Source organism: Eubacterium sp. BIOML-A2, from assembly GCF_009680135.1.
GTDB classification, from domain to species: Bacteria; Bacillota; Clostridia; order Lachnospirales; family Lachnospiraceae; genus Faecalicatena; species Faecalicatena contortus_B.
The window spans coordinates 58,479-71,745 of sequence record NZ_WKZK01000016.1 but is presented as its reverse complement, the minus strand read 5'-3'; the positions used below and the strand labels follow the sequence as shown (position 1 = coordinate 71,745).

The following is a 13,267-nucleotide window of genomic DNA, read 5'->3' as shown; positions in this document are numbered from 1 at the left end:
GGCATCGGCTGTTCTAGAATCACTTAGCAGCATGGGTGCATATCGCAACGGCATATACAGCCCCAGCACCTTCCCGGCCTCCCTGTCATGAAGCGTCCCCGTCCGTCGACAGGACTGAAGCCTGTCAACTGAATCCCGATTTAACCGTATTGCTTGACTAGAATGGTTAGAATGTGGTTAGAATAAAAGTGAGGAGGCGATTTTATGGAGTTTCGGGAAAGTGAAACAGAAGAACTTAAGCAGATAGTTGTAGAAGATGTTAAGAAGGAAATCGTGGCCTTTGCAAACAGTGAGGGCGGCATTCTGTATATAGGCGCGGCGGACGACGGCAGCGTTGTGGGGCTTGAAAACCCTGATGAAACTATTCAGCAGCTCACCAATATGGTGCGCGATTCCATCAAGCTGGATGTGACGATGTTCATTCGTTATGATACCATGGAAACCGAGGGAAAGCAGCTTGTGGCCGTTCGTGTTCAGCGAGGCACTGGCCGGCCTTATTATCTGGCGCGCAAAGGTCTGAGGCCAGAGGGCGTCTATGTGCGGAAGGGTACATCATCAGTGCCTGCTACACACACAAACATACGCCGGATGATCAAAGAGACGGACGGCGATAGTTTTGAAGAGATGCGTACTTTAGAACAGGAGCTGACCTTTAAAGCGGCCAGGGCAGAATTTGCCGGGCGGAAACTGGAATTTGGCCCGATGCAGATGAAAACGCTGGGGATTTTGAATACCGATGGGATTTACACCAATTTAGGCCTGCTACTGTCCGACCAATGCGCCTACACCATCAAGGCGGCTACCTTCGAGGGTTCCGATCAAAATGTATTTAAAGACCGCCGTGAATTTTCCGGTTCCCTGCTGGCGCAGATGGGCGCGGTATATGAGTATATTGACTTGCGGAATCAGACGCATGCCATTTTCGATAAGCTGCGGCGAATCGACACACGGGATTATCCAGAGGTGGCCGTGCGTGAGGCGTTGCTGAATTCATTGGTACATCGGGATTATTCCTTCCGTGCCAGTACGATGATTAGCGTATATATCGACCGCATTGAATTTGTTTCCATTGGCGGCCTGATGACCGGTGTTACATTAGATGATGTGATGTTGGGCCTGTCCGTATGCCGTAATGCTAAACTGGCGGATGTATTCTACCGCCTTCAATTGATTGAGGCTTATGGCACAGGTATGAGGAAAATCATGGGAGCTTACCAGGGTACCGGAAAAATACCGCAGATTGAAACAACAGATAATGCGTTTAAAATAGTTCTGCCCAATCTCAACGCCGATGCTGCACCTAACCCCAATCTTCAAAATACAAGCAAAGATAAAAATACAGAACAAATTATTCAGCTTATTAAAGCACAGGGAGCAGTAACACGACAGGATGTAGAAACTTTATTAAATGTAAGCCAAACCACCACGGGCCGCTACCTAAAACAAATGCTGCAAAACGGCCTGTTACTGCGGGAAGGCAAAGGGAAAAACACAAAATACATCCTGCCGCACTGACAGGAGGTGAAATATATAAGCATAACAATCTAAAAACAGCCGTCTTAGTAGAAGTAAATTTTCTGCTGTCAAATAAACCGCAATTCATAACCAGCCCACATCCGCTGCCCCCTCGTCATCTGCGTCCTCCCCTCCATTAGCAGAGATACTTTTTCGGTGTAGTCCCCTTATATTTTTTGAAGGTTTTGATAAAATAGCTCAGATCATTGAAGCCCGAATTATAAGCAACCTCGGTGATGGACTGATCGGTGGTAAGCAGCTGATAGCAGGCACGTTCTATGCGGTAGTAGTTGAGATAATCGACTGGCGTGCGGTGTGTCATCTCCTGGAAAAAGCGGCAGAAATATTTCGGCGACATATTGACACTGCTGGACATCTCCTCCAGAGTGAGCGGGGTATTGTAGGCCGATTCCATAAACTCCAGTGCAGTCTTGAGCTGAACGATACGCCGGTGGTTTCTGGGAGGCTGCGCGGGCGTAGGGTTATAATATTTTTCTGAGAAAACAGAGCCTGTCAGCTGATAAAGGGCTCCCAGCACGATCAGCTGATAGCCTTCTTTTTTTGAAGCCATTGCATCGAACATGGACCAGACGATCTGGTGGATATCGTTACAGGAATCCGGAAATACATAAGTAAGCTCCACCTCGTGATCAATGATCTTTCGGATGAACTTGCGGCAGGAATCGTTTTTATTCATCAGCATGTTCATGTCAAAAACGATACATTCATAGGTGCAGTCCTGGGGAGTTCCAGCGTGCAGGGCGCCTGCCGGAACGATGATGGAAGAACCCGCGTCAACTGTGAATTCCTCTTCATCGATGGACAACAGGAAAGTGCCTTTTATTATACGCATAATTTCAAATTCCACATGCCAGTGGAGCGACATGACATATTGGGGATGCGCGGGGGTAATATGGTGGTATTCTACGGGAAAGTCGACAGTACCCCTCTGCCAGCTTTCACGGTAATTGATATACTGCATGATACTCCTTTATGTGAATATTGTTATATTTTTTACCATTATAGCACAAGTATCTTGTCATGGACAATGTTAAAATGTAGCTAATGACAGGTTCATGGTAACAGTCCAGACTTGTCGAAACTGTTACGGTTAATGATCTTTGAAAGGAGGAATGTGTGTGAGCAGTGAAAAGAAGCAGGTTCTTGCATTTGACTTCGGGGCGTCCAGCGGACGTGCAATCCTTGGGACCCTGGAGAACGGGAAGATACATATGGAAGAAGTATACCGTTTTTCCAATGATCCCGTTATCATAGGCAAGACCATGTACTGGGACACATTGAGACAATTTTTCGAGATAAAACAGGGTATTATCAAAGCAAAACAAAAAGGCGGCTTTGACAGTATCGGAATTGATACGTGGGGGGTTGATTTTGGCCTTCTGGACGAGCATGGGGTACTGCTTGAGAGTGCTGTGCATTACAGAGATGACAGGACGCTTGGCATGCAGGAGGAAGTGTTTAAGGCAATTCCAAAAGATGAACTTTATGATATGACAGGGAATCAGTTTGAAAACTTTAATACTGTATTCCAGCTCTATTCCTTAGTGGAAAAGCGGCCCTGGATTCTGGAAAGGGCTGACAAGCTGTTACTGACTCCGGATCTTTTTAACTACTTCCTGACCGGGGAGACGAAAGCGGAGTATACGATGGCTACAACTACACAGCTCATGGATGCAAGGAACAAGGCGTGGTCAGATAAGATTATGGATGCACTCCGTATTCCGAAGGATATTTTCCCGGAGATTGTGCCAAGCGGGACGGTCGTAGGGACTCTGAGTGATGACATCTGCGATGAACTTGGAATCCAGCCGGCAAAGGTAATCGCGGTTGCCAGCCATGATACACAGAGCGCCGTGGTAGCTGTACCGACACAGGAAGATGACTTCATGTTTATCAGCTGTGGAACATGGAGCCTGTTTGGAACCGAACTGAAAGCTCCGGTTATCGGAGAAAAATCTCTTGCATGCAATGTGAGTAATGAGGGCGGTTACGGTGATACCACCACACTGCTTAAGAATATAATCGGACTGTGGCTTGCTCAGGAGAGCAGAAGACAGTGGATCCGCGAAGGTAAGGAGTACTCCTTCGGGGAGCTGGAACAGATGGCCAGGGAAGCGGAGCCGTTCCAGAGTTTTATTGATCCCGATGCGCCGGAATTTGTACCGGCCGGCAATATCCCGGAACGTATCCGTGAGTTCTGCCGTAAGACGGGACAGAAGGTGCCGGAGACAATCGGTGAGATCATGTGCTGCATCAACCAGAGCCTTGCGCTGAAATACAGATATGCTCTGGAGCAGATTGAATCATGTACAGGAAAGCACTATCCGACCATCCATATGATCGGCGGCGGAATCCAGAGCAAACTGCTCTGCCAGATGACTGCGGGGGCGAACGGACGCAAGGTGATTGCTGGACCGGTAGAGGCTACGGCGCTTGGCAATATTGCCGTACAGCTCATGTCTCTTGGCGAGATCAAAGACGTGAATGAGGCAAGACAGATTATTGCAGATTCAGAAGAAACATATGAGTACATTCCGCAGGATGAAGAAAAGTGGAATGCGGCATATGAGAAATTTAAAACTTTTATTCAACAAGATTAGTATGGATTTTCCCACCCCTGCAGGTGGAGAGATGAATCACTAAAAACAAGATTAAGGAGGAAACAAATCATGGCAAAATCAAGACTTATCGGAGACTACCCAGTAATAGGAATCAGACCTACGATCGACGGAAGAAGAGGGGTTCTGAAGGTACGTGAATCTCTGGAAGAACAGACAATGAATATGGCGAAATCAGCTGCAAAACTGTTTACAGAGAACCTGAAGTATTCAAACGGCGAGCCGGTTAAGGTTGTAATTGCTGACACCACAATCGGACGTGTGGCAGAGGCTGCTGCATGTGCAGATAAATTCAAAAAAGAAGGCGTTGATATTACACTGACGGTAACACCTTGCTGGTGCTACGGTGCAGAGACAATGGATATGGATCCACAGACAATCAAGGCTGTATGGGGATTCAACGGAACAGAGAGACCAGGAGCTGTTTATCTTGCATCTGTACTGGCTACACATGCACAGAAAGGCCTTCCGGCATTCGGCATCTATGGACATGACGTTCAGGAAGCTGATGATACTGAGATTCCATGTGATGTAAAAGAAAAATTACTGAGATTCGGACGCGCTTCCGTTGCTGCAGCAACCATGAGAGGCAAATCTTACCTGCAGATCGGTTCTATCTGTATGGGAATCGGCGGATCAATCATTGATCCGGCATTTATCGAGGAATACCTTGGCATGCGTGTTGAATCTGTTGATGAGGTGGAAATCATCCGCCGTATGACAGAGGGCATCTATGATGAAGCTGAATTCCAGAAAGCCCTTGCATGGACGAAGGAAAAATGCAAAGAAGGTTTTGATAAGAACCGTGAAGACCTCCAGAGAAACAGCGAGGAAAAGGATGCTGATTGGGAATTCGTTGTAAAAATGATGTGCATCATCAAAGACCTGATGAACGGCAACGAAAACCTGCCGGAAGGAAGAGAAGAAGAGAGGGTTGGACACAACGCTCTGGCAGCTGGATTCCAGGGACAGAGACAGTGGACAGACTTCTATCCGAACTGTGACTTCCCGGAGGCTATGCTGAATTCCTCCTTCGACTGGAACGGAGCAAGAGAACCATACATCCTTGCAACAGAGAATGATGTACTGAACGGACTTGGAATGCTGTTCAGCAAACTGCTTACAAACTCAGCACAGATTTTTGCAGATGTACGTACCTACTGGAGCCCTGAGGCTGTTAAGAGAGCTACAGGCGGATATGAACTGGAAGGACACGCAAAAGAAGCAGGCGGATTTATCCATCTGATTAACTCAGGCGCAGCATGCCTGGATGCGAACGGACAATCTAAAGACGCTGATGGAAACGGATGCATGAAGCCATGGTATGATGTAACAGAAGAAGACCAGGAAGCAATGCTTAATGCAACGACATGGAACTATGCTGACTTCGGATACTTCAGAGGCGGCGGATTCTCCTCCAGATTCGTAACAGAAGCAGAGATGCCTGTAACCATGATCCGTCTGAACCTTGTGAAGAACTTAGGACCAATGCTTCAGATCGCTGAGGGATGGACCGTAAAACTTCCGGATGAAGTAACAGATGTGCTGTGGAAGAGAACAGACTATACATGGCCATGTACATGGTTTGCACCAAGAGTAACAGGAGAAGGCAACTTCGCAACTGCTTATGATGTAATGAACAACTGGGGAGCTAACCACGGTGCAATCAGCTATGGACACATTGGTGCTGACCTGATCACACTCTGCTCAATCCTGAGAATTCCGGTAGCAATGCATAACGTTCCTGAGGAGAAGATCTTCAGACCTGCATCATGGAATGCATTCGGACAGGACAAAGAGGGCCAGGATTTCAGAGCATGCCAGGCTTATGGACCAATGTACAAATCAATCAGATAATTGCCATAAATCAATTACAGGCACATATATTTTGCCTATATACTACAATAGCTCAGATTTGTCTGCGCTGCTGTAAAACACCAAACACCAATACCTAACTAACCAAACAAAGAGTGCCTGTGCCAACCAGGTGCTCTTTGTATTGACATTTATGGGCATTGATGTCTGAATACTTCATCACCAAAGTTTCAGTGCTTGTGACACATGCTATCTGCAGCAGAGCTTAAGGGGGGAGTACCAGGAATCGTCAGCCCAACTAAAACACAGGAGGACATGAATAATGTTAAAAGGAATTCCACAGATTTTATCACCAGAATTATTAAAAGTATTATGCGAAATGGGACACAGCGACAGACTGGTTATCTCTGACGGCAACTTTCCGGCAGAATCCATGGGAAAGGATGCAATCGTGATCCGCTGTGACGGTCACGGGGTTCCGGAGATCCTGGATGCTATCCTTCAGGTATTCCCTCTGGACACATATGTAGAAAAGCCGGCAAACCTTATGCAGGTTATGGATGGTGACGATGTAGAGACGCCGATCTGGGATACATATAAAGAAATCATTGCAAAGCATGATGAAAGAGGCGGGGACGCAGTGGGGAATATTGAGCGTTTTGCATTTTATGATGAGGCAAAAACAGCTTATGCAATCATCGCTACAAGTGAGAAGGCGCTTTATGCGAATATCATGCTTCAAAAAGGGGTCGTTGTGGAGTAAAGCAGTTGGACCTGGTATGGGGACGCCGCAGGAACCGGACATAGAGGCCGCCGGAAACGGGTTACGGCTGTAAGCTGGAGTAAAGCAAAAAAGAAGGAAAGCAGGGGCAGCCTGCCCACATCACGTGAAGTCCGGATGACTTCACGCGCTGGGGGCAGGAAAAATTGTAATTTGGTAATTACAATTTTTACCCCTGCTTTCCTTCTTTTTTCCTTAACTCCGGCTAACAGCCGTGCTGACGCTTCCGGCGGCCTCTATGTCCGGATCCTGCGGCTGGCGCTATAGGGCGGGAGACGCTATACTCTGGGAAGTACTCTAAAGTGAGGCGGATGGAATCAGGGAAATTTTGCCAATATACTGAATTGCAAAATCCAGCTTGAATTGCTTTAAGCTGGATGCTACAATTATTCTATGATTATAGTTGCTCCTTTTTGGAGGAGCATGGATTGCATGATTTTTTGAGTATAAATTGCTTCGTTTAGGGAGCATGGATTGAGAGGAACGACAATGACGATTACAGAAATTGCGAAGATGGCAGGGGTTTCGGTATCTGCTGTTTCGAGATATTTGAATGACGGATATATCAGCGAGGAGAAGAGGCAGAAGATTAAGACTGTCATTGATAAGACGGGATACAGACCGTCCAAACAGGCGCAGATTCTCAGGACAAAAAGGTCAAAGGTGATTGGGGTGATTCTGCCTAAGATCAGTTCGGAATCTATTGCAAGGGTGGCTGACGGTATCAGTTCTGTTCTATCGGAAAAAGGGTATCAGATGCTGCTTGCCAGTACGGAGAATAATCCCAAAAAGGAAATTGAATATCTCAATCTGTTGAAGAATAACCCGGTCGACGGAATCCTGTTTTCGGCTTCTGTTTATGACCGGGCGCATCAGGAAGCTTTGAAAAAACTGGGGATCCCAATTGTTATTATCAGTCAGAGGTTTGACGATTGCGCCTGTGTCTATCATGACGATTACGGCGCGGCCAGAGCCATGACAGAACTGCTTCTGGAGAGCGGGAAAAAGAAGGTTGCACATATTGCCGTATCACAGAAGGATGAGGCCGCAGGGAAAAGCCGGACCGAAGGTTATAAGGACGCGATGAAAGAGTATGGACTGGAAGTACCGGAAAAGATGATTATAACGGCAGGTTTCAATATGGATGCAGGGTATGAAAGTATGAAAAGGCTAGTGAACAGATGCCCGGAATTGGATGCTGTATTCTGTGCCACAGATACACTCGCGGTGGGGGCTGTAACATGTCTCAAAGATATGGGCAGAAAGATACCTGGGGAAACAGCAGTGGCGGGGATCGGGCATAATCGCTTGTCCAGGGTGGTGACACCCAGAATAACAACGGCTCATCTGTTCTATAGAACCAGCGGAATAGAAGCCGCAAATATGCTGCTTGAGATGATCGAGAATGAAGCGAACATATACAGGCAGACAAAGCTTGGATATGAGGTGGTCAGGGCAGAGAGTGTATAAGAGTGAGAGAAGGACTCTGGTGTAAGGAGCCGGAGTGGAAAGTATTATGGCTGTGATGTCTGTCCATTCCTAAGTAAAGCTATATAATAAATGACCGGATTTTATGGTACAAGAAGGATTCGCTGTGTTGTCCGACGGCAACGCGGCCTTCTATGACATTTGATATTACGAATCAAAAGTCATCCATAAACTCCGGTCTTTTTGCGTAAATGCGCAATCTTTAAAGAACGGGCTCTCAGTATGTGTTTTTACATAATTGTGGTAATTTCAGGGAATAATGTTTATCTTGAAAGCAGATAAGGCACCTGTCCTATAAGTGTGAATAAGTAACAAGTTCGTCTTGATGGGAGACAAATCAGTTACTGTTCAGACCGTGCCGTGCACCTCGCTGCACGGCATCAGAGGCAATGAAGTGATGGTCTCGGGGCATCTGCTCCTCGCCGCAAATACGCCAAGGCGTACTCGAATTGTGAAATATAGACAAAAAATGGCATGCATTTTTGTTCTATCTACCTATTTACAGATTGTGAAAAGGTGATAAAATATAAGAGAAATATGAAAACGATATCACATCAAAATTCGTGTAAAATACGAGAATTTATGTGATGATAAAAAAAATAAGTGATAACGATATCGTGGAGGAGGGCATTATGGATTATCATGCGATAGCGGAACAGATTCTAAAGTATACCGGGGGAAAAGAAAACCTGATATCTGCTGCACACTGTGCAACCAGGCTTCGGCTTGTGATTGCGGATAACGAGAAGTGTGACAGTGCGGCTGTTGAGAATGTGGATGCTGTAAAGGGGGTATTTTTCGCATCGGGGCAGATGCAGATTATTCTGGGGACAGGAACTGTTAATAAAGTCTATGACGAATTTATTAAAATTGCGGGAATCAGCGAGGCCAGTAAAGACGATGTGAAAAGAGAAGCTGCAAAGAGGCAGAACCCATTTAAGCGGCTGATTAAGACGATCGGTGATATTTTTGTACCGATTATTCCGGCTATCGTGGCAAGCGGATTTTTGATGGGAATCATGGAAGCCCTGAACTTTATGGTAAATAACGGGTACGTGAATATTAATACGAACGGCTCAATTTATCAGTTTGCGGTGCTGTTTAGCAACGTTGCATATGTATTCCTGCCTATTCTAATTGCATTTAGCGCGGCAAAGGTGTTTGGCGCCAATCCATTTCTGGGTGCGGTGATCGGTATGATCATGATCCATCCCGATCTGCAGAATGCGTGGACGGTTGCAACGGAAGGTGTGCAGAAAACACAGGAAGTGTTCTTCGGACTATGGCGGGTAGATATGGTGGGCTATCAGGGACATGTCATTCCGGTTATTATTGCTGTTTTTGTTCTCAGCATTATAGAAAAGAGACTTCATAAGATTGTTCCACCGATGTTTGATTTGTTTGTAACGCCACTTGTCAGCGTTTTTGTGACGGGGTATCTGACACTGGCAGCGATCGGACCGGTCTTTGTATTCATAGAAAATGGGCTGCTGAACGGGATCCAGAGTCTTCTGACCCTTCCCTTTGGAATCGGAAGCTTTATCATGGGCGGGGCATACGCGACCACGGTAGTATCGGGAATTCACCATATGTACACGGTGATTGACATCGGCCAGCTGGCACAGTACGGACTTACATTCTGGCTGCCTCTGGCATCAGCCGCAAATGTGGCACAGGGTGGTGCTGCATTTGCAGTAGCATTAAAGAGTAAAAATAAGAAAATGAAATCTGTGGCTCTGCCTTCCGCACTGAGTGCCTGTATGGGAATCACGGAACCAGCGATTTTTGGTGTAAACCTGCGTCTCGGAAAGCCATTTATCGCGGCATCTATCGGTGGTGCCTGCGGGGCGTTGTATGCGTCTCTTGTCCATTTGGGGGCAACAGGTACAGGCGTGACAGGAATCTTTGGAATCCTTCTGCATCTGCACAGTCCGCTGCATTATGTCATAGCCATGGCAATTGCATTTGGTGTTGCATTTGTATTGACAGGAATTCTGGGCTTCAAAGAGGAACCGGCGTCTGTAAAAAGCGGTCAGGTGGAAACTGTTATGGAAGAAGCGCAGGAAACAGAAGACGGAAATAACGGGGAATTGATATTGGCCAGCCCTTTAAAAGGCCGGGTTATCCCTCTTTCTGAGGTGCCTGATGAGACGTTTGCGTCCGGCGTGTTGGGGGATGGTGTCGGTATACAGCCGGCAGAAGGAAAAGTATATGCGCCCTTTGACTGTACTGTGGCGGCGGTATTTGACACGAAGCACGCGATCGGATTGGAAACGTCGGATGGAGTGGAACTGCTGATCCATATTGGGATGGATACTGTTAAGCTGAACGGGGAACCCTTTACGGTATATGTGGAGGCTGGAGAGACGGTAAAGGCCGGAGGGCTCCTTGTGGAATTTGATATGGATAAGATCAAAGCGGCAGGACTTGATACGGTAACACCGGTTATCGTTACGGATCCAGGGAAGTATAAGAGCATCAAAATCACCGGCAGACAATCATAAATGACAAGGGGGAATATATATGTTAGAAATGAATTGGAGCGACAAATGGCGGCTGGGGCTGCACCTGATGCCGCCCACGGGCTGGCTCAATGATCCTAACGGGTTGTGTCAGTTTCAGGGAGTATATCATGTGTTTTTTCAGTATTCTCCGGATAATCCGGAGGGAGGGCGCAAGTGCTGGGGGCATTATACCAGCACGGATCTTCTGGAGTGGCAGTATGCAGGGATTGCACTGTCACCGGATGCCGAATTCGACCGTAATGGCGTCTATTCGGGTTCTGCCGTTGTTTCGGAAGGAGAAATGTATCTATTTTACACAGGCAATGTAAAGCTTGAGGGGGACTATAACTATATTACAGATGGGCGGCAGAGCAATACGGTTCTTACCGGCAGTGAGGACGGCCTCAACTTTGGCGAAAAGAAATGCCTGATGACAAATGAAGACTATCCGGATCATCTGACCTGCCATATACGGGATCCGAAAGTTGTAACGGGAAAAAGCATTGGAATAGAAGATGATAACTTTTATATGTTTCTGGGGGCAAGGACCAAAGATGACAGGGGAGTGGTTCTTGTGTATAAAAGCCCTGATCTGGAAAGCTGGGAGCATACGAATATACTGACAGGAGAAAAAAGATTCGGATACATGTGGGAGTGTCCTGATGCATTTATGCTGGGAGAGAAAAAGATACTGAGTGTTTCTCCCCAGGGGGTAGAAACGAGAGGAATTGACTATCAGAATGTATATCAGTCCGGATATTTTGAATTGGATGGAAGCTTTGACGGAACGTATCGGTTGAAGAACTTCCGGGAATGGGACAGAGGCTTTGATTTTTATGCCCCACAGACATTTTTGGATGAACAGGGCAGGCGGCTCCTGATCGGATGGATCGGTATGCCGGATGACCAGGAACAGTGCAACCCGACGGTAAAGGACGGCTGGCAGAATGCACTTACTGTTCCCAGGGAGGTGTTTCTGAAGGATGAAAAGGTGATGCAGTATCCGGCGGAGGAACTGCTGTCGCTTCGGAAAGAGGAGCAGACGCTGGAGCCTGGTAAGGCTTCAGACAAGATGCAGTGTTATGATATAGAAATTACAATGCTTGAAAACACGGACATGACCCTTGTAATAAGTGAAGGAATTACTTTGTGCTATAGCAGAAGTGACAAAATGTTTACCGTTACTTTTCTTGAGGAACAGAACCTGGGGTATGGAAGAAAAAGCAGGGCCGTGTATCTGGATGAGTGCCGGTCTGTCCGGATCCTGGCGGATACTACCTGTTTGGAGGTATATTTAAATGGGGGAGAAGAAGTATTTACCACAAGATTTTATACGGAAGATGGTATGAGCAGTTTCCGGGCAGAAAAGGGAGACATGGAGATAAAATATTGGGTGATGGAACCAATGAAGGTTAAATTGTAAAGGCGGTACGGCGAGTGATGGGACGCTGGCCAGAAGACGGCTATGGTGCATGGACGTCTTCTGGCCAGTTGTTTTATCATGAAAGCGGATAAGACTCGTTGCAGTAACAGTTCAGACTTGTCTGAACTGTCACCGTTACTAAGACTTCCACCTTTATAATTGTTTTTGCATATTGCATTTTACTGTGCATATATTGTAAAGTATAAGCAACACAGTTTTTGGACAAGGGTGATGATGATGGATTGGAAAGGCTTGAATAAGAATAAGATAAAGATCTGGCTTGAAGCAGGATTGGCGCTTTTGCTTGTTATTGTGATTGGGGTAGCCGGGCACAATGGGGCATTTACTAAGAAAGAGGCAAAGGCAGGCCAGGAAAAGAGTGCGAAGGAAGAAACGCTGAATAAGGCAGTGAAAGAAAATGAGGCGGCTAAGTCCGGGAAGAATGACAGCGCCTCAGAGGCAGACGGAAAAAAGGATACGGATAAAACAGCGCAGGATCAGCCAGTGCAGAATAAGGAAGAAAGCAAGGAGACGGAGGAGGTTATTGCCGAGGGGCAGTATCCAATTATGGGAAAGAGTACGGTTACCGTGGAACAGATGGTGGAATATTTTAAATCCAGCCAGGAAAAGTATCCGGCGGAGGAGTTGAGCAAGGGCGGTGCAGACAGCATAGAGACATTCTGCCAGATGTATTACGATGAGGCGGTAGCTGAAGGAATCAGGCCGGAGGTGCCTTTTGTGCAGACCATGAAGGAAACCGGGTGGCTGCAGTATGGAGGGGATGCTTCCATTGAACAGTTTAATTTTGCAGGGCTGGGTACTACCGGAGGCGGGGTTGCAGGGAATTCTTATCCAGATGTACGGACCGGAATCCGTGCGCAGATCCAGCACCTGAAAGCTTATGCCACTGCAGACGCCCTGACCCAGGAGTGCGTGGATGAACGTTATGAATATGTGACCAAGGGGTCAGCGCCCTATGTGGAATGGCTGGGGCAGCAGGAGAACCCGGAAGGGTATGGCTGGGCTACGGCAGATAACTATGGCTATTCCATCGTGGATATGATTTCTAAATTGAAACAGCTGGGAGAGTAAACTCCCCGTC

The 13,267-nt window shown here is 46.9% G+C and carries 9 protein-coding genes; 8 read left to right on the top strand and 1 reads right to left on the bottom strand.

Features of this window, described 5'->3' with window-relative positions; translation table 11 throughout:
• Positions 1 to 204 precede the first annotated feature (204 nt).
• Positions 205 to 1,515, top strand: a complete 1,311-nt coding sequence (locus GKG43_RS08175; protein WP_055154641.1) for a DUF977 family protein — start codon at positions 205 to 207, stop codon at positions 1,513 to 1,515.
• Positions 1,516 to 1,651: 136 nt separating this feature from the next.
• On the opposite strand, the gene GKG43_RS08170 is transcribed toward GKG43_RS08175, so the two are convergent.
• Positions 1,652 to 2,497: an AraC family transcriptional regulator gene (locus GKG43_RS08170; RefSeq protein WP_055154642.1), complete on the bottom strand. Its 846-nt coding sequence runs from the start codon at positions 2,495 to 2,497 to the stop codon at positions 1,652 to 1,654.
• 151 nt (positions 2,498 to 2,648) lie between these two features.
• Between GKG43_RS08170 and GKG43_RS08165 the strand changes: the two genes are divergently transcribed.
• The 7 genes from GKG43_RS08165 to GKG43_RS08135 all read left to right on the top strand — a co-directional run bounded on the left by GKG43_RS08165 (position 2,649) and on the right by GKG43_RS08135 (position 13,257).
• Complete coding sequence (locus GKG43_RS08165; RefSeq protein ID WP_055154643.1) at positions 2,649 to 4,136, top strand: rhamnulokinase family protein; 1,488 nt, start codon at positions 2,649 to 2,651, stop codon at positions 4,134 to 4,136.
• 69 nt (positions 4,137 to 4,205) lie between these two features.
• Entirely contained in the window at positions 4,206 to 6,011 is a 1,806-nt protein-coding gene (locus tag GKG43_RS08160; RefSeq protein WP_055154644.1) for an L-fucose isomerase, read from the top strand.
• A 280-nt stretch (positions 6,012 to 6,291) separates the two neighbouring features.
• Positions 6,292 to 6,732 carry an RbsD/FucU domain-containing protein gene (locus tag GKG43_RS08155; RefSeq protein ID WP_050640081.1) on the top strand — a complete coding sequence of 147 codons (441 nt, stop codon included), beginning with the start codon at positions 6,292 to 6,294 and terminating at the stop codon, positions 6,730 to 6,732.
• Between the two features lie 507 nt (positions 6,733 to 7,239).
• Positions 7,240 to 8,220 (top strand): LacI family DNA-binding transcriptional regulator, encoded by a 981-nt coding sequence (locus GKG43_RS08150; RefSeq protein WP_055154645.1) that lies wholly within the window; start codon positions 7,240 to 7,242, stop codon positions 8,218 to 8,220.
• A 650-nt stretch (positions 8,221 to 8,870) separates the two neighbouring features.
• Positions 8,871 to 10,742, top strand: coding sequence for a PTS transporter subunit IIBCA (locus GKG43_RS08145; protein ID WP_055154646.1), 1,872 nt, complete (start codon positions 8,871 to 8,873; stop codon positions 10,740 to 10,742).
• 19 nt (positions 10,743 to 10,761) lie between these two features.
• Complete coding sequence (locus GKG43_RS08140; RefSeq protein ID WP_055154647.1) at positions 10,762 to 12,165, top strand: glycoside hydrolase family 32 protein; 1,404 nt, start codon at positions 10,762 to 10,764, stop codon at positions 12,163 to 12,165.
• A gap of 231 nt (positions 12,166 to 12,396) precedes the next feature.
• Positions 12,397 to 13,257: a glucosaminidase domain-containing protein gene (locus tag GKG43_RS08135; protein WP_050640078.1), complete on the top strand. Its 861-nt coding sequence runs from the start codon at positions 12,397 to 12,399 to the stop codon at positions 13,255 to 13,257.
• The last annotated feature ends 10 nt before the right edge of the window (positions 13,258 to 13,267 follow it).

Excerpts from the sequence above, each read along its gene's own strand:
- GKG43_RS08175 (WP_055154641.1), top strand. The coding sequence starts at position 205 with ATGGAGTTTCGGGAAAGTGAAACAGAAGAACTTAAGCAGATAGTTGTA.
- GKG43_RS08170 (WP_055154642.1), bottom strand. The coding sequence starts at position 2,497 with ATGCAGTATATCAATTACCGTGAAAGCTGGCAGAGGGGTACTGTCGAC.
- GKG43_RS08165 (WP_055154643.1), top strand. The coding sequence starts at position 2,649 with ATGTGTGTGAGCAGTGAAAAGAAGCAGGTTCTTGCATTTGACTTCGGG.
- GKG43_RS08160 (WP_055154644.1), top strand. The coding sequence starts at position 4,206 with ATGGCAAAATCAAGACTTATCGGAGACTACCCAGTAATAGGAATCAGA.
- GKG43_RS08155 (WP_050640081.1), top strand. The coding sequence starts at position 6,292 with ATGTTAAAAGGAATTCCACAGATTTTATCACCAGAATTATTAAAAGTA.
- GKG43_RS08150 (WP_055154645.1), top strand. The coding sequence starts at position 7,240 with ATGACGATTACAGAAATTGCGAAGATGGCAGGGGTTTCGGTATCTGCT.
- GKG43_RS08145 (WP_055154646.1), top strand. The coding sequence starts at position 8,871 with ATGGATTATCATGCGATAGCGGAACAGATTCTAAAGTATACCGGGGGA.
- GKG43_RS08140 (WP_055154647.1), top strand. The coding sequence starts at position 10,762 with ATGTTAGAAATGAATTGGAGCGACAAATGGCGGCTGGGGCTGCACCTG.
- GKG43_RS08135 (WP_050640078.1), top strand. The coding sequence starts at position 12,397 with ATGATGATGGATTGGAAAGGCTTGAATAAGAATAAGATAAAGATCTGG.